18 protein-coding genes are annotated in these 15,572 nt (G+C 49.2%); 7 read left to right on the top strand and 11 right to left on the bottom strand.

Annotation, left to right across the window (positions count from 1 at the left end):
• Positions 1–9: 9 nt before the first annotated feature.
• Positions 10–741, bottom strand: coding sequence for a Dph6-related ATP pyrophosphatase (locus PKOR_RS00145; protein WP_046308556.1), 732 nt, complete (start codon positions 739–741; stop codon positions 10–12).
• Between the two features lie 191 nt (positions 742–932).
• Between PKOR_RS00145 and PKOR_RS00140 the strand changes: the two genes are divergently transcribed.
• On the top strand, positions 933–1,121 hold the full coding sequence (locus PKOR_RS00140; RefSeq protein ID WP_046308555.1) for a hypothetical protein: 189 nt from the start codon (positions 933–935) through the stop codon (positions 1,119–1,121).
• 59 nt (positions 1,122–1,180) lie between these two features.
• Here PKOR_RS00140 and PKOR_RS00135 read toward each other — a convergent pair whose 3' ends face one another.
• Positions 1,181–2,278, bottom strand: coding sequence for an MBL fold metallo-hydrolase (locus tag PKOR_RS00135; RefSeq protein ID WP_046308554.1), 1,098 nt, complete (start codon positions 2,276–2,278; stop codon positions 1,181–1,183).
• A 266-nt stretch (positions 2,279–2,544) separates the two neighbouring features.
• Here PKOR_RS00135 and PKOR_RS00130 point away from each other — a divergent pair, with 266 nt between their 5' ends.
• From PKOR_RS00130 to pepE, 3 genes are all read left to right on the top strand, one after another.
• Positions 2,545–2,805 (top strand): hypothetical protein, encoded by a 261-nt coding sequence (locus PKOR_RS00130; RefSeq protein WP_046308553.1) that lies wholly within the window; start codon positions 2,545–2,547, stop codon positions 2,803–2,805.
• A 99-nt stretch (positions 2,806–2,904) separates the two neighbouring features.
• On the top strand, positions 2,905–3,165 hold the full coding sequence (locus PKOR_RS00125) for a hypothetical protein (RefSeq protein WP_046308552.1): 261 nt from the start codon (positions 2,905–2,907) through the stop codon (positions 3,163–3,165).
• 141 nt (positions 3,166–3,306) lie between these two features.
• On the top strand, positions 3,307–4,026 hold the full coding sequence (gene pepE, locus PKOR_RS00120) for a dipeptidase PepE (protein ID WP_046308550.1): 720 nt from the start codon (positions 3,307–3,309) through the stop codon (positions 4,024–4,026).
• Positions 4,027–4,129: 103 nt separating this feature from the next.
• On the opposite strand, the gene PKOR_RS00115 is transcribed toward pepE, so the two are convergent.
• The 9 genes from PKOR_RS00115 to PKOR_RS00075 all read right to left on the bottom strand — a co-directional run bounded on the left by PKOR_RS00115 (position 4,130) and on the right by PKOR_RS00075 (position 12,284).
• On the bottom strand, positions 4,130–4,582 hold the full coding sequence (locus PKOR_RS00115) for a Spy/CpxP family protein refolding chaperone (protein WP_046308549.1): 453 nt from the start codon (positions 4,580–4,582) through the stop codon (positions 4,130–4,132).
• 7 nt (positions 4,583–4,589) lie between these two features.
• Positions 4,590–5,024, bottom strand: coding sequence for a hypothetical protein (locus PKOR_RS00110; RefSeq protein ID WP_046308548.1), 435 nt, complete (start codon positions 5,022–5,024; stop codon positions 4,590–4,592).
• 43 nt (positions 5,025–5,067) lie between these two features.
• Positions 5,068–5,607 (bottom strand): RNA polymerase sigma factor, encoded by a 540-nt coding sequence (locus PKOR_RS00105; RefSeq protein WP_046308547.1) that lies wholly within the window; start codon positions 5,605–5,607, stop codon positions 5,068–5,070.
• 144 nt (positions 5,608–5,751) lie between these two features.
• Positions 5,752–6,705, bottom strand: a complete 954-nt coding sequence (locus PKOR_RS00100) for a transketolase family protein (protein ID WP_046308545.1) — start codon at positions 6,703–6,705, stop codon at positions 5,752–5,754.
• 64 nt (positions 6,706–6,769) lie between these two features.
• Positions 6,770–8,161 carry a vWA domain-containing protein gene (locus PKOR_RS00095; RefSeq protein ID WP_052738632.1) on the bottom strand — a complete coding sequence of 464 codons (1,392 nt, stop codon included), beginning with the start codon at positions 8,159–8,161 and terminating at the stop codon, positions 6,770–6,772.
• 45 nt (positions 8,162–8,206) lie between these two features.
• Entirely contained in the window at positions 8,207–9,064 is an 858-nt protein-coding gene (locus PKOR_RS00090) for a transketolase (RefSeq protein ID WP_046308544.1), read from the bottom strand.
• A 158-nt stretch (positions 9,065–9,222) separates the two neighbouring features.
• Entirely contained in the window at positions 9,223–9,672 is a 450-nt protein-coding gene (bcp, locus tag PKOR_RS00085) for a thioredoxin-dependent thiol peroxidase (RefSeq protein WP_046308543.1), read from the bottom strand.
• Between the two features lie 100 nt (positions 9,673–9,772).
• On the bottom strand, positions 9,773–11,686 hold the full coding sequence (locus PKOR_RS00080; RefSeq protein WP_046308542.1) for a M23 family metallopeptidase: 1,914 nt from the start codon (positions 11,684–11,686) through the stop codon (positions 9,773–9,775).
• Positions 11,673–12,284, bottom strand: coding sequence for a fumarylacetoacetate hydrolase family protein (locus PKOR_RS00075; RefSeq protein WP_046308540.1), 612 nt, complete (start codon positions 12,282–12,284; stop codon positions 11,673–11,675). The genes PKOR_RS00080 and PKOR_RS00075 overlap by 14 nt, the downstream gene beginning before the upstream one ends.
• 353 nt (positions 12,285–12,637) lie before the next feature.
• On the opposite strand from PKOR_RS00075, the gene PKOR_RS00070 reads away from it, so the two are divergent.
• From PKOR_RS00070 to PKOR_RS00060, 3 genes are all read left to right on the top strand, one after another.
• Entirely contained in the window at positions 12,638–13,435 is a 798-nt protein-coding gene (locus tag PKOR_RS00070) for a M48 family metallopeptidase (RefSeq protein ID WP_046308539.1), read from the top strand.
• A gap of 15 nt (positions 13,436–13,450) precedes the next feature.
• A complete protein-coding gene (locus PKOR_RS00065) occupies positions 13,451–14,083 on the top strand; it encodes a hypothetical protein (protein WP_046308538.1) in 633 nt (210 codons plus the stop codon).
• Between the two features lie 271 nt (positions 14,084–14,354).
• The gene (locus PKOR_RS00060) at positions 14,355–15,566 is read left to right on the top strand and encodes an IS110 family RNA-guided transposase (protein WP_052738631.1); all 1,212 of its coding nucleotides are present in this window, start codon (positions 14,355–14,357) and stop codon (positions 15,564–15,566) included.
• The last annotated feature ends 6 nt before the right edge of the window (positions 15,567–15,572 follow it).

The following is a 15,572-nucleotide window of genomic DNA, read 5'->3' as shown; positions in this document are numbered from 1 at the left end:
AATTTTTTGCTAGGCCGGTAGCAGGTCACAAAACCAAAAGGCTGTGTCGTAAACAGGCTGGTCTTCTTTCTTAAAGCAATTGTCATTTTGGTTTGCTGCTTGGCCATAGCTTTTGCGTACTTTTTCCCCCAGTTTATACTTAACCGGCTCCCTGAAAATAGGGCCATCAAAAACGAAAGTATGGAACTCTCCATTCTCACCTGCAGGGTCTACACCTTCTGGTAGATCCTCAAGAAAAGAAGTATCCAGCAGGCGACCAACAAAGCTCTCGTCCAGCAAACGCTCGTTAACGCATACCACTACAGCTTTGAACCCAAGGTTTATAAACTCGTGCACCAGCTCTGAAGTGGAGCGGCCCCAAAGGGGGAAGGCTGCCTGCATCTCCACCTGTTGTAGTTGCTGCTCGCGGTAGCTGCGCAGGTCTTGCAGGTTGATGTCACCAAAAAGGGCATGCTCGATACCCTGCCGTTGGAGTGGCCTCATGGTTTGCTCCATCAACTCGTTATAAGCACGCATACTTGCCTGTTCAGGCAAATAAATCTTCTGTAGCGGTAAACCTATGTTTTGTGCCTGTAACTCCAGCAGTTCTTCGCGCACTCCATGCATGCTTACGCGCTGTGTGGCGCCGCTCAAGGTGGTCAATAGCTTTTCTACCTTGTACTCTTTCTGCTGTAGCACCTGGTACAGGCACAGCGAAGAATCTTTGCCTCCACTCCAGTTAAAAACGCTTTTCTTCTCCAACGTATAAATCCGTTAATATCGAGCCTTAAGGTAAGGTAACGCAGGCAGACCTGAAAGGGCATCGGTTAAATTATGAGCCAAGTAGGGGAGTAGTGGATGTGAGAGCCTATCGTTCTGCCAGGTATACTCGTAAAACAGAAGGAGCTTAGAGAATAGGTAACAGATGTTTTACAATACTGAAAGGAGAAATTATGGCAAGAGGTGATAAATCAGCTTATACCGATAAGCAAAAGCGAAAAGCTGAACACATTGAAGAAGGATACGAAAAGCGGGGTGTGAGCCACGAAGAAGCTGAGAAGCGCGCCTGGGCTACCGTGAATAAACAAGATGGCGGTGGCAATAAGAGTGGCTCCGGCAGAAAGAACCATCCAAGCAACTAATTATCAGATTATCCCATAAAAAGCAAAAGGCCAGGTCGTATAACCTGGCCTTTTGCTTTTTATGGGTAATTATTTGTGTGCTCATTTGGGTCATCGTGGTCAGGGTCTATGGTTGGAGGTACGCTATGCAGTGCCCGGTTGTGCGAATAAGGCCGCTGTGTATACTGCTGGCGTGACTTCTTATTGTACCCATTGCCTTTATGGTTGCCGCCGCGCTTGCCCCAGGCTGCCCATGCCAGACCAGCCAGTGCAACAGCGCCAGCTACTACTAACACTTTGGGTACCGGGTTGCTAGCAGGAGGTGGTACTGAAACCACTCCAAACTCATCTACCACGGCTGGCTCGTGCACGTAGCGTCCGGTTTTAGGTACTGCAACCAACCAAAAGTCCTGTACCAGACGCTCGAGCTGCTGCCGTAGCTCCTGCCCACGCATCGGTTTGCCATGGCCGGCAGCTGCTATTTCTGGTTCAAGGTCGCAGAGAGCCTCAACAGAGTGATGAGCAGAACCCCAGTCTGATGTAAAATAAGCTGGTGGGCCATGTACTTCACGCTTCTCTGTCATGACTGCCAGAGCCGACTCGCCGTCGCGCGTTACAAAAGCATCACCTACAATCAAAGTCCTGTCTTCCTCCCTGAAAAAGGATACGTGCCCTGGGCTATGACCCGGTGTATGTATCCAGCGCCACCCTTCCAGTACAGGAACACTTCCGTCAGAAGGAAGTAACTCCAGGCGGTTTTTAATGTTGATGGGTTTCTTAGGATAGGCAAAAGACATGTACGCCATAGCACCGCCGCCCACTGTTGGGTCTGGTGGAGGATAGCTTGACTGGCCGGTCAGGTACGGCATCTCCATTGGGTGAGCATATACTGGCACATCCCACTCTTCGGCAAGTTCTTTTACAGCACCTATGTGGTCAAAGTGGCCGTGGGTAAGCAGGATGGCGCTCGGTCTGCTGTCCGGACCAAATAATTCTGCCGTTGCTTCCCTTATCTTGTGCGCAGAGCCAGGTACACCTGCATCTACCAACACCCAGGAGCCATCTGGGTTAGCTGCAAAGTATAAGTTCACGAAGACGGTCTTAAGCCCCCATAGCCTGGGTGCGGCGGTAAATGTCTGTCGTTTCCCGGTTTTATTTCGCGATGCGTTAGCCTCCATAAGCTTGTTTCGTTTAATGATCTCTAGAACCTGAACTCGTACTTACGGAACATTTACCTCTTAAGCTGCCAAAACTACCTGTGGTCTGGCGCTTTTGCCTAAAAACTTGTGCCAGTGTGTCCGATACAGGAATTTATAAAGCTTTGCACAAACTTTACCTTTGGGGGCACACTTTTTGTTCTTCATCTTTATGGCGGCACTAAAAAGCAGGTGCTGGATTTCCTGTTTTGCAGGAATTATTTATATTAGAGCAAAGTTTACATTTTATGGTTAATTTATTCGTACCCCCAAGCTATATGGCCGTTTACGCGAAGTGTGTAGACGCGTCGATGCCAGCCTTCGAGCCGGATGAATGGATAGAAGAAGGAAAGGTGTACCCGGTAAAGCACTTTACAGAGCCCCTGAACCAGGGCGATGGCTTTGCGGTGACTATCATAGATGAGGATGGGGTTGAGATCCATCCTTCGCCGTCGCATTGGAGCTTTGCCTCATCACGCTTTGAGCTGTACACCCTGCATCTGAACTAGACCGAAATCAGAAAATTTACGTTAAACCATAAAGGCTGCTTCGCGCAGCCTTTTTTAATAACTAAATGTTGGATTGTGTAGCAGAAGAAACTTTTACCCATGAGTGCCAAAGAATTTAATGAGTTGCCTCCTCAGCTGCAGGCAACGCTGGCCCTGGAGCAGGGGCATTATCTATACCATCGCATTAAAGGCTGGTGTAAAATAGACCTCTACTGGCTCCACGATTTTTATGTAGAAATCTGGTTTTTGTACGACCTGAAAAGCATCGGTTTAGTACGTGCCCTAACTAGTTCACGCCAGTTAGAGCCTTACCTGGAAACCATCAAACTAAAGCTAAAGCCGCAGAGGAAAGATAAGTAAGGTGTTTAATGAGCTGCAGCACTTATTGCTGCTAAGCACGCAGCAGTTTCACCTTTTTGTACTTGATGGCTTAAGTTCGTGTGTAGGTAACCAGTTCATAAAACTAGTTACTGCCTCATCTCAATTTTCCTATCTTTGGGCATGAGCAGAAATTTACTTTTGATTAGTACCTCTACCACCCATGGCACCGGTTACCTGGAGCATGCAGAGGAGGAGACAAAGGCCTTGCTAGAGGGCAAGAAGAGCATCTTGTTTATACCTTATGCCCGCCCGGGAGGTATTTCGCATAAAGATTACACTGCCAGGGCGCGCGAGGCTTTCGAGAAATGGGGCATTAACGTAAGCGGTGCACACGAGTACGACGAGCCGGCAAAAGCAGTAAAGGAGGCAGAGGCAGTTTTTATTGGCGGAGGCAACACTTTTGTGCTCTTGCGCCAGTTATACCAACAAAAGCTGGTGGAGCCACTGCGGGAGCGTGTACAGCAAGGTATGCCCTACATGGGTACCAGTGCAGGCACGAACGTAGCAGGCCGTACCATTGGCACAACCAACGACATGCCTATTGTGCATGTAAAAACCTTCAATGCACTTGAGTTAGTCCCATTCAACATCAACCCACATTTCCTGGATCCAGAGCCGAACTCTACGCACATGGGCGAGACCCGCGATACACGCATCGCTGAGTTTCATCACCATAACCGTCAGCCGGTAGTAGGCCTGCGGGAGGGCAGCATGCTGCGCGTGCAGGGTGATAAGATTAGACTGGTGGGGCCACATACAGCACGCGTTTTCCTGCAGGCTGAGAAGCCTATGGAGTTTAAAACAACCGATGATCTAAACTTCCTGCTGGAAGTATATTAGACTAAAGCTAGCTGCAGACAAGGCAGCCTAAAATACCTCATAATAGAAAAAGGCACTCCGTAACGGTAGTGCCTTTTCTTCTCAACTTTAGCCAAATTCTTTCTTAGTTGCGTGCCCGCTTCTCGTCCAGGCGCTTAAGGAGCATTTTAGTAAACTCGCGCTCTCCGCGGTAGAGCTTAATGAGCTGCTTGTTAGAGATGATCTTCAGGTACCTGTTGGCATACTCCTTTTCCAGCTCCAGCTCCTTTTCTTTTGTAATGAACATATTGTCTATCCGGGCTTTTGCCTCCTGCTCACTCAGCTCTTCTACATCCCGGCGGTAACCGCTGCGGTAACCTTTTATAAGAGTACGGCGCTTGTTCTCATACTCATTGTAGAGGGGCCAGAACTTCTGGGATTGCTCAGAGCTAAGCCCCATTTTATCAGTGAGGTAGGCTATTTTAGCTGCCTCAACATTTTCTCTGCGCTCTTGCGTACGGCTGTCCTGTGCTACGGCAACAGTGCTGCCCAGTGCAAGTGCACAGCATAAAAATAAAAACAAAGTAAAACGCTTCATGGGTGAATTAATAATCAATGTCATTTAGGTTGTAATACTCCAGCTCCTCTTCGGCAGCTGTAGCGCTTACGTTTAGTACCTCTGCCGGAAGCTCCTGCTCACGCAGGTTATTTAGCTCGGCAAAGTCAGCTGTTTCCAGGGTTGCATAGGTGCTCAGGTAATCCATGATAGCAGTATCAGACACGGTAGCCAGGTTGATGATTTGCTTTTCAGACTCGCTTGATTTGCTGTAGAAATACACACCTACAAACAGCAACAGCAGTAGCAGCGGAGCCACAGCCAAGCGTAGCGGGCGCCAAAGGTTCGGCAGCCATGTGGTCTGTTCCTGCTCTTTGGCAGCTGTGCGTTCCATCACGCGCATTGGCAGGCGGTCAAAGTATCCCTCCGGAGCCTGATAGGGCTGGCGCTTTGGTATGTCGCTAAGCTTTATTTCTTTCTTCATTCTTCTCAACTCTATCTGTTAGAGTACGCTTCTACTTTATAGTTTAATCTTGCTTCAGAAATTCTTCAATTTTTTTTACTGCGATGTGGTAGGATGCCTTTAATGCGCCCACAGAGGTGCCTAATATCTCAGACATCTCTTCATACTTCATCTCATCAAAGTACTTCATGTTAAATACCAGGCGCTGCTTGTCTGGCAGGAGTAGAATGGCTTTCTGAAGCTTTTTCTGTACCTCATCGCCAGCCAGATCTGGCGATGCTTCTACCTTCTCCATTAGTTCGGCTGTTACGTCGTTCAGGGGCAGAAAGAATTTCCTTTTCTTGCTGGACAGGAAGGAGAGGCATTCGTTGGTGGCAATACGGTAAATCCAGGTATAAAGCTGAGCATCCTGGCGAAAATTATCGAGGTTCTTCCACACCTTCACAAACACGTCCTGTGTCAGGTCGTCGGCATCGTCATGGTCTATTACCATCTTGCGAATGTGCCAGTACACTTTTTCCTGGTACTTGCGCACAAGCTGGTTAAAGGCCACGTTGCGGCTCTCTGGTTGGGCGAATTTTTCAAGTAACTCTTTATCTTCCAATGGAAAGGTGTCGATAATCTAGCGCAGTAACTGTAGCTTTGGTTTCTGTGACTTTGCTTTTGAGATAACAGCAAGTATACTAAAAAAATAGAGGGAGATAACGCTGTATCTCCCTCTAAAATGTAGGATGGCTTTTGAAGTCTTTTATTTTCTACTGATAACACGCTCAGCGGCTGCTACAATATCGTTCTCGGTCAGGCCATACTTCTCCATCAGCTCCTCCGGAGTACCAGACTCGCCAAAGGTATCGTTCACGGCCACATACTCCTGTGGAGCTGGCGTGTTAGCTGCTAATACCTGTGCAATACTGTCGCCAAGGCCGCCAAGGCGGTTGTGCTCTTCTGCAGTAACTACGCAGCGTGTTTTTGCAACAGATGCCAATACTGCCTCTGCATCCAGTGGCTTAATGGTGTGGATGTTGATAATTTCTGCCGAAATGCCTTTATCAGCCAGCATTTTACCGGCAAGTATAGCCTTCCAAACCAGGTGACCGGTAGCGAATATGCTTACATCAGTACCTTCATTTAGCATCACAGCTTTACCAATCTCGAATTTCTGATCGGCAGGCGTGAAGATAGGTACAACCGGACGGCCGAAACGCAGGTAAACCGGGCCCTCGTACTCGGCAATTGCGATGGTAGCCGCCTTGGTCTGGTTATAGTCACAAGGATTGATAACAGTCATACCTGGCAGCATTTTCATCATGCCAATGTCTTCCAGTATTTGGTGCGTGGCACCATCCTCACCCAACGTAAGTCCAGCGTGTGAGGCGCAGATTTTTACGTTCTTACCTGAGTAAGCAATAGACTGACGGATCTGGTCGTATACACGGCCTGTAGAGAAATTGGCGAATGTGCCTGTGTAAGGGATTTTACCTCCGATAGTCATACCGGCGGCAAGGCCCATCATGTTAGCCTCAGCGATACCAACCTGAAAGAAACGCTCCGGAAACTCCTTCTGGAAAGCGCCCATTTTCAAGGAGCCGATCAAGTCAGCACAAAGGCCTACTACATTCGGGTTTTTACGGCCAACTTCAAGGAGGCCGTCACCGAACCCAGAGCGGGTGTCTTTTTTCTCTGTATAAGTATACTCTTTCATCTGTATGTTTTTTTCTTCTGTTCAGATAGCTTACAGTATGTTTGCAGTAGGCCTGTAAGGCTATTTATCTGTTAAAAATTCTTACGGTTGTCGTAGCGCCCGACCGGATAGTAAAGTCCTGTACAAAGGTAAACTTGCTCGACTGGGCGGTTTTCATTCGGTAAACTATTTTATACTTTCCTGGCTGTAGAGCCATGGTCAGCTTGCTGTTGTCCTCCGGCAGGTTGCAAAGCCAACGCTGGGCGCCACTCTCGTGCAGCTCATACACACTGCCAAAGCCCTGCACCTGTGTAGGTATGGCCAACTGGCCAGGAGGAGGTATGGTAATAGTGTTCGTTTCCCCCTGCTTTACCTCCACATTACGGATGATGATGCGTGGCATAGTCAGTATCTCCAGGTCATATCTGCCAGTAAGGTACTTGTGCCGGTCACCGAAGGTCTGCACGTTCAATGTTTTATCTGACCCGGCAGTTCGTATGATCGTGTTCAGCACCCTGTAAGGAGACGGACCATCCTGCCTTAGGTACAGTTCTCCTTGCGGGGCTTTTACCTGTACTACGTTGTGTTTGCCTGGCTTAATGCTCAGGTCACGCTCCAAAACTGGAGGCACTGTATTTATCAGGAGGTGGTAGGGCAGAAGAGCATCTACATCCAGCACATCGGTTTTGCCTTTACCATCGAGGTAATGCACATAGTCATATTCTGCTTCACCGGTTAAGGCATTCACAAACGTCATGTTTACCCCTGTTTCGGTTGGGCGCCCTTGCTCATCCAGCAGTTCCACACTCACAGTAGTTTGGCTCAGCGCCTGCGTCACAATCTCAGACAGCACCGTTTCAAAGGTCTTGATATCGGCAGCGTTAAAATACTGGCCGATACAATTCAGTTGCTTTTCGTGCTGAGGCTCAATGCCAATGCCAATGACAAAGGGGCGCAGAAAAATGCGCTTCTTCTGCAGTGCCTCTGAGGTGGCACAAGGGTCACCTCCACAAGACTCCAAACCATCTGTGATAAGTATGAGTACATTGCGCGAGCGGTCTTCAGGAAAATCACCTGCTGCCTGCTGCAGCGAGTACGTAATAGGAGTGTTTCCTCTGGGTACAATGGCCTCTAGCTTTTTCTTGATGGCATCGGCATTGTCTTCGCCAAAGGGTACCTCCAGCTTTGTGTCTTTGCAGTCGTTGCGCTCGCGGCCGAACTGATGGCCATACGCCCGCAGCGCTACTTCCACGTTTTCGTAGCGGTCCAGTGAGTCTACCAGGTGGCTGAGTAGGTTTTTAGCAACCATCATACGGTCGCTGTCTTCCCACTTAGCCAGCATGCTTCCTGAAGCATCCAGCAGAAACAGGATGCGTGTTTTAGGCCGTGGCTTTTGCTCCTGAGCAAAAGAAGCGCCTGTTGCTGTAAACATCAGCAATAAAAGCAAGGCTGCTATACTTTTACTCCAACTTACCATGTGCTAAAACCAGCAGGGGTGAGAACTCAGGTGCTTACGTATGGATTAATAATCGGCAGCTGTGTTTACTGCTAACTGTTGCAAGGCTATCTCTAGCTGCTCGTCATTAGGAGCCACACCGTGCCACTTGTGAGAGCCCATCATATAGTCTACACCAAAGCCCATTTCAGTGTCCAGCAGTATAATTACTGGTTTACCTTTTCCGGTGGCTGCTTTAGCTTCTTCCAGGGCAGGTAGCAGTAGCTCAAAGTTGTTACCATCAGCCTCCATTACATGCCAGCCAAAGGCTTCGAACTTCGCGCGCAGATCGCCAAGACCGCCAACTTCTGCTGTTGAACCGTCGATCTGCTGTCCGTTGCGGTCTACGGTAGCAATCAGGTTATCTACTTTATGGTGTGGGGCATACATGGCTGCTTCCCAAATCTGGCCTTCCTCCAGCTCACCGTCGCCCATCAGCACGTACACCAGGCTATCGTCGTTATTCAGTTTTTTCGCCTGTGCAGCACCAATGGCTACAGAAAGACCCTGGCCTAGTGAGCCAGAAGCAATGCGCACCCCTGGCAAGCCTTCGTGGGTAGTTGGGTGGCCCTGCAGCCTTGAATTCAGCTTACGGAAAGTGGATAGTTCTTTTACATCGAAGAAGCCTGCACGAGCCAGCGTGCTATACCATACTGGTGAGATATGACCGTTGGAAAGGAAGAACAGGTCTTCACCTTTGCCATCCATAGTAAAGTCGGTGCTGTAGTTCATTACGCTGAAATACAGCGAAACAAAAAAATCTGTACAGCCAAGCGAGCCGCCTGGGTGGCCGGAGTTAACCGCATGCACCATGCGCACGATATCGCGGCGCACCTGCGCTGCGGTCTGCTTTAGCTCGTCAATGCTTTGATTGTGTGGATTCACAGTTTATAATTTAAAGGATTAAGGATTAATGGATTCGTTTCCGCTTTTTTACGTGATATTCGTACTAGATTAAGCGAACTTACGGTAAAAGTCAAAGTAAATATAGCAAAAAAAACGCAGCTACCTTGGTTGGTGAGCTGCGTTTGTGCTTTTCTGAATTACTTCAGTATCTGAGCGGTGTGCTCTTTGGTTTTTACTTTGGTGATGATGTCCTGGATGACGCCGTTTTCGTCGATGATGAAAGTGTAGCGCATCGTGCCCATATACTTGCGCCCATACATCGATTTTTCCTGCCAAACGCCATATTGCTCCACTATCTGCTTATCAGTATCGGCAATGAGCGTAAAAGGCAGCTGGTGCTTGCCTATAAAGTTTTGGTGCGACTTTTCGCTGTCAGTGCTTACTCCGATTACCTCATAACCTTCCTGCTGAAGGTCGCTGTAGTTGTCGCGGAGGTTGCAGGCTTGGGCAGTACAGCCGCTGGTGTTATCCTTCGGGTAAAAGTATAAGATAACTTTCTTGCCGCGGTAGTCGCTTAGCTTTACAGTGTTGCCATTCTGGTCTTTGCCGTCGAACTCTGGCGCTTTGTCTCCGATGTTCAGTGTCATAGTTTCGTTTTAGGTATCTCGTAGCACGTATCATGTAGCACGATAAGCTCCAGTTTTAGGGTCGTGATACGTGATTCGTGTGTCATGATACAGTATTACATTAAATTCTACCCGTATAGGTGGCTTCGTTGCCAGCATTATCCTTCACCTTCAAAATCACCTTGCCAGACAAAGGTACACTTTTGTCAAGCTTTTCAGACCAGATGGTGGCGGTTTTATGCTCATACTTCATCAGAAGCCACTTTCCGTCAACCCAGGCGTTAAACGAGTTTAGCCCCGACAGATCATCCGAGATTTTGAAGCTGATACCGTTACTGCTCTTGCTTGCCAGTTTGATGTAAGGCGCTCTGGTATCTTCCAAGACCTTAAACTTGCCCATGTTTTTAGTGGTGAAGGTGATGGTGTTTCCTTCCCACTTTCCGCCAGTGTAACCGCGGCCACGGCCGGTACCCAAAAAGTATACCGCAGCTTTGCTGAGGTCCAAGCCTGTTGTGTCTGGCTTGATGGTCACTTTTATGGCCTTGTGCAATGGCGTGAAATAGTCGCCAATAGTATACACCCCGTTATCAAGGCTTGTTTGCAGGTAAAGCGTGTCGTAAAGCGATTGCTTATCGAAGAGCACCTTTAGGTAGCGGTTCGTGAACTGGAAGTCCTTGGCTGGCGGAACCATCTTCTCTAAGCCAAAGCTCGTCTTTAAGCCACAGAAACGCATAGAGTCCGGCAAACCGGCACGCAGGTCATAAAGGCTTACCGATACCGAATTATTGACATAGCTAGGCACCAGTATCAGCTCTTTTCCACCTACGAACAACTCGATGTTCTGAGGTGTGCTGCTGGTGTCGGTTGCACTGATCTTAAGTACATTGCCTACAATTTCGTAGCTGATATTTGGCTTTTTAGCACTTGCCGACCTGGTTTGGGTAAAAGTCGGTTTCTGGCCTTTTACCACAAAGCTAAGGGTGGAGCTGTTGTTATAAGAGTCCCGTGCAAGAAGCTTAACCTGGTATACTGAGTCTGGCGCTACTGTGAGGCGGCCATCCTTGCCATTTGCTTTGTAGAGTGGCAGGTCGTTGCCGTAGTCTATAAATGCTTTTTGGTAAGTGTTGCCCCGGCGCTTGTATTGGTTGTAGTTAATATGCTGCGATACCTGCCTTGAGAGCTCAAAAGGAACTCTGTCGATATAGTGGGTATACAGCTGCTCGCCGTTCACAAACAAGGTTACCTCCTGTGTTCCGTTCTTGTTGGCTGCTCCGTCCAGGCGGTCTATCGTCTGCAACTCCAGCCCCAACAAGCCGTGGGCGTACACGGTATCAGGTAAGCTATAGTTTGTTCCAACTTTTTTGGTGCGAATTTCAGCACGCTCAAACGCGTTGCTTACACGGGAGTGAATGTTGAGCGGAGAGATACCTATGCTATAGATATCCGGTGGCGTGGTGTCGAGCACCTCTTTAAAAGTGTAACGGAGCGGGTTGTACAGACGGTCCTCTTTATCCCGTATTTCAAAGTGCAGGTGCGGGCCTCCTGAGCCTCCTGTGTTACCAGACAGACCGATCACGTCGCCACGTTTCACAGGGAACTGCCCCGGCTCCAGGAAAAGCTCTAGCTCAAAAGTCTGTTTCTCATACTGCTTTTGCAGTATATGGTCAGCCAAAGGCTTGTAGAACTCCAGCAGGTGCGCATAAGTAGTTACCAGTCCATTGGGGTGCGTTACATAAATGATGTTACCATAACCGTAGGTAGACTGTTTTACCCGCGACACATAACCATCGGCAGCGGCGTGTACATGCAGGCCCACACGCTGATCGGTCTTGATATCGAGGCCGCCATGAAAGTGGTTTGAACGAATTTCGCCCATGGTGCCAGACAAGTAATTGCGCTCCCCAGGCTTAATCGGGAATAAAAAGTAATCTGCAGGAGCTGGCATAGGTGCTTCGGCTGGCATTTGCGCCATAGCACCCACACTGGTCAATACAGCCAGTAGAGCTGTGGTAAGCTTTTTCTTATCTAACTTCAAAATCAAGGAGTTTCTTGTCTTCAACATATCCTTCCAGTCTGTCTCCAATTTTAACAGGGCCTACGCCCTCGGGTGTTCCAGTATAAATAATGTCTCCCTTTTTCAGGGTGATGAATTTTGAAATGTAAGCGATGATGTCGTCAAAAGAATTCATCATCATGTTTGAATTACCTTTTTGCTTTGTCTCGCCGTTTACATCCAGCCTGAAGTTAATATTCTGCAGGTCCGGGAAATCGGAGAGGGGCAGAAAATCAGAGACAGGGGCCGAGCCGTTAAAGCCCTTAGCCAGTGTCCAGGGTAAGCCTTTGGCTTTTGCTTTTGCCTGCAGGTCGCGGGCTGTGAAGTCGATACCCAGACCAATGGCATCATAATACTTGTGGGCAAATTTTTTCTCTATGTTCTTGCCTTCCCGGCTGATGCGCAGAATCAGTTCCACCTCGTGGTGCACATCGTTTGTGAATTCTGGGTAATAAAAAGGATCGTTGTTGCGAAGTATAGCTGTGTCTGGTTTAAAAAAGATCACAGGCTCGTCGGGTACTTCGTTTTTGAGTTCAGCAATATGCTCGGCATAATTCCTGCCGATAGCTAATATCTTCATGTTCGGGTGATTTCGGTTGTATCTTCAAAAATAGGATTTCTAGCGCAGAGGCGCAGCAAACTTTTGAAAAAATATCTGTAGCGCTGCGTGTTACGGCCGATCGTGCTGCTAAAGTTTTAGCATATAAAGAGTACCATTCATACTGGCGCTTTAGATCACAACTACTAAAAGCCACAGCATCGTATACTGTGCAGGAGCTATACTTAGGGTACTTTTATGTACAGTTTTCTAGTGCAAAAAACGCTCAAAAGGGTATAGTAGTATTTAGTTTTGTTAATATAATTGCGGTACTTTCTAGAAATTTGGTTCAAAATTTGAAACGGGTTTAAGAAAGCCACTAAAAAATTAAAAAGATGTATAAGAAAATTATTGCATTCGCAGTAGCAGTGGTAACATTTGCCGCTTGTACTACTGTACCAATTACAGGTCGCAGGCAACTAAGTTTAGTATCAGATGCGGCCATGCAGCAGCAGAGTTACGCTGCATACGACCAGGTAATCAGCGAAAGTAAGCTGTCCCGCGATGCACAGGCAACTGCCATGGTAAAGCGTGTGGGCCAGCGTATACAGCGCGCCGTGGAGCAATATATGGCTGCCAATGGCCTGCAGAGTGAACTGGAAGGCTTTGCATGGGAGTTTAACCTGATTGAGGATGACCAGGTGAACGCCTGGGCAATGGCTGGTGGCAAGACAGCCGTGTATACAGGTCTTCTGCCGGTAGCGCAAAACGAAACAGGTCTTGCTGTGGTAATGGGCCACGAAATTGCACACGCCATTGCCAAACATGGTAACGAACGTATGAGCCAGGCTTTGGCACAGCAGTTTGGTGGGCAAACTTTGTCTGCCTTGGCTGGTAATCAGCCGGGTACGGCTCAGAACCTGGTGATGGCTGTATACGGAGTAGGTTCTCAACTTGGCCTGCTGAAGTATGGCCGAACCCAGGAATCAGAGGCTGACAGATTAGGGTTGATTTTTATGGCCATGGCTGGATATAATCCAGAAGAAGCTGTACCTTTCTGGCAAAGGATGGAGGCGAAGAGCGGTGGACAGGCTCCCCCGGAGTTCCTTTCTACGCACCCTAGCGCCGGCACCAGACAGGCAGCTTTGAGGCAGCACATGCCAGAGGCGCTGAAATATTATAAAGCCCGATAAACCATATTTTACTGCATGACCGGAAATAAGCAAAACCGCTCCCTTGACGTCACCCTAAACAGAAGCGGGTTATGGTACCTGCTATTTTTCCTGATAATGGCATCCTCAGCCTGTTCAAACCGGGAGTTCATTCAGGAGGAGAACAGTGCAGAAGCCAATGATGCCGAGGTAGTAGAGGCTGAGATTCCTTATGACGGGAAACTGCTTGCCCAGGTCGTTTTTGATACAGTAGATTATATTGTGCCTACTTCTGAGTTGATGCAGCCCTTTATTCGGGAGTTTGGAGACGGTACTGTAGTAGACAAGGTGATGATTCGGAAAGTGCAGGAGACAAAGGAGGATGAGCCGGCCTATTACCTGGTGGGGTTGGGTATGCAGAATGGCGCATTCAGAAGTATGGCGCTGGAGCTGGACCTTGCCGCTGATAACAGCTTGTACTTAAGCAGAAAAGGAGCAAGGCATATTTGTAAATCCTCCATTGGCTGCGGCTTTTGCTACTTTACTTTTTCCGGTAACCGCATTACAGGTTGTGCGTGCGCCTCACGTGCGCCAGGAAACAATTGTGAGCACAGGTACTCTGAAGGTAATACTTTGCTCAAGGATACCCCGCTCCGTAGTACCCGCGAGCGTAATGGCAAAAAGCGCTAATCAGATCTGATAAAATCATAAAAGAGAAAGGGCAGCCATACATTAGCTGCCCTTTCTCTTTTATGCTGTTTGAATTACGAGTAAATGCCAAAGAAAGTCCTTGCACTAGACACTTTGATGATGTTGCCCCCAAGGAATCCCTTCCCTTTCTCTTCATCTTATAAGCCTGGACAGTACCTAGAGGCTGCCCCATCCGCAGGCACGACCTCGTATCAGATGTGAGCGTAGGCCCGGAAGATGAACCTTTTGTCCATTTTAGTCCCTTTCCGCTATGAAGAATTTACTCTGCCAGAATGTGGGAGTTGATGTGAGCAAAGACTCCCTGGAGGTGACCTTCTCCACCCTGGAGATGGACCGGCGGGTGAAGGTAAAAGCCACCCGCAAGTTTGCCAACACCCCAGCTGGGTTTAAACAGCTGCAGCGCTGGCTGGAGAGCAAGCGCGCAGCACAAGTAGAGCTGCGCCTGCTGATGGAAGCCACCGGCGTGTACTACGAGCAGCTGGCCTGGTTTCTCTTCCAGCAGGGCTACCAGGTCTCGGTCGTATTGCCCACCAAGGCCAAGCGCTACCTGCAGGCCCTGGGCCACAGGAGCAAGAACGACAAGATCGACGCCAGAGGCCTGGCCCAAATGGGCCTGGAACAGCGGCTGGAGCTCTGGCAGCCCCTCTCGCCCAACATCTACCAGCTGCGGCTGCTTACCCGCCAGCTGGAGGAGTTTACCAATCAGCGCACCGTGTGCCTTAACCAGCTCCATGCCCTGCACCATGGTGCGCTGGTGGTCAAACAGGTGGAGCGAAACCTTCAAAAGATGGTCCGAGTGCTCGAAAACAGCCTCCAGGAGCTGGAAGAGGCTATTGGGGAGCTGCTCTACCAGGACCCGCTGCTGGCCGAGCGGGTAGACAAGATGCTCTCCATCAAAGGCGTGGGCCTCAAGACGGTGGCCGTGCTGCTGGCTGAGACCAACGGCTTTGCCACCTTCGAGCGGCAGGGGCAGCTGGTCAGCTACGCCGGCTATGACGTGGTGGAGCACCAGTCGGGCCTGCGCGCGGGCAGAACCCGTATCTCTAAGAAGGGCAATGCCCACATCCGGCGGGCCATGCACATGCCGGCCCTGAGCGCGGTGCGCTTCCAGGAGCCCCGGTTTGTGGCTCTCTACGAACGGCTCGTGAAAAGGGGCAAGACCAAGATGCAGGCCTATGTGGCCGTACAGCGCAAGCTGCTGGTGCTGCTCTGGACGCTGTGGCGCAAGAATGAAGCCTATGATCCACGTTATGGGCAGCAGCCAGCGGAACCCAAAAATAACATCCAAATCCAGGAGGCCGGAGCCTCTCTTTCAGGTGTCAGCGCAGCTGACAAAGACGCAATAACGCAGGAAACGCAGCCAGAAACAGCAGAAAAAGAAATAGCCCCAGCTCAGGCCAGGGCTACGCAAGATGAACTTCCAGTACCAGTCGGCCCGGGAGCTCTCTTTCAGGTAGAGTGAAGATAA

This window comes from Pontibacter korlensis, from assembly GCF_000973725.1.
Lineage (GTDB): Bacteria > Bacteroidota > Bacteroidia > Cytophagales > Hymenobacteraceae > Pontibacter > Pontibacter korlensis.
Note: the sequence above shows the minus strand (reverse complement) of the source record. Positions and strands in the feature narration are given on the sequence as shown.

Excerpts from the sequence above, each read along its gene's own strand:
- PKOR_RS00070 (WP_046308539.1), top strand. The coding sequence starts at position 12,638 with ATGTATAAGAAAATTATTGCATTCGCAGTAGCAGTGGTAACATTTGCC.
- PKOR_RS00100 (WP_046308545.1), bottom strand. The coding sequence starts at position 6,705 with ATGAAAGAGTATACTTATACAGAGAAAAAAGACACCCGCTCTGGGTTC.
- pepE (WP_046308550.1), top strand. The coding sequence starts at position 3,307 with ATGAGCAGAAATTTACTTTTGATTAGTACCTCTACCACCCATGGCACC.
- PKOR_RS00115 (WP_046308549.1), bottom strand. The coding sequence starts at position 4,582 with ATGAAGCGTTTTACTTTGTTTTTATTTTTATGCTGTGCACTTGCACTG.
- bcp (WP_046308543.1), bottom strand. The coding sequence starts at position 9,672 with ATGACACTGAACATCGGAGACAAAGCGCCAGAGTTCGACGGCAAAGAC.
- PKOR_RS00075 (WP_046308540.1), bottom strand. The coding sequence starts at position 12,284 with ATGAAGATATTAGCTATCGGCAGGAATTATGCCGAGCATATTGCTGAA.
- PKOR_RS00140 (WP_046308555.1), top strand. The coding sequence starts at position 933 with ATGGCAAGAGGTGATAAATCAGCTTATACCGATAAGCAAAAGCGAAAA.
- PKOR_RS00060 (WP_052738631.1), top strand. The coding sequence starts at position 14,355 with ATGAAGAATTTACTCTGCCAGAATGTGGGAGTTGATGTGAGCAAAGAC.
- PKOR_RS00110 (WP_046308548.1), bottom strand. The coding sequence starts at position 5,024 with ATGAAGAAAGAAATAAAGCTTAGCGACATACCAAAGCGCCAGCCCTAT.
- PKOR_RS00095 (WP_052738632.1), bottom strand. The coding sequence starts at position 8,161 with ATGGTAAGTTGGAGTAAAAGTATAGCAGCCTTGCTTTTATTGCTGATG.
- PKOR_RS00130 (WP_046308553.1), top strand. The coding sequence starts at position 2,545 with ATGGTTAATTTATTCGTACCCCCAAGCTATATGGCCGTTTACGCGAAG.
- PKOR_RS00135 (WP_046308554.1), bottom strand. The coding sequence starts at position 2,278 with ATGGAGGCTAACGCATCGCGAAATAAAACCGGGAAACGACAGACATTT.
- PKOR_RS00065 (WP_046308538.1), top strand. The coding sequence starts at position 13,451 with ATGACCGGAAATAAGCAAAACCGCTCCCTTGACGTCACCCTAAACAGA.
- PKOR_RS00125 (WP_046308552.1), top strand. The coding sequence starts at position 2,905 with ATGAGTGCCAAAGAATTTAATGAGTTGCCTCCTCAGCTGCAGGCAACG.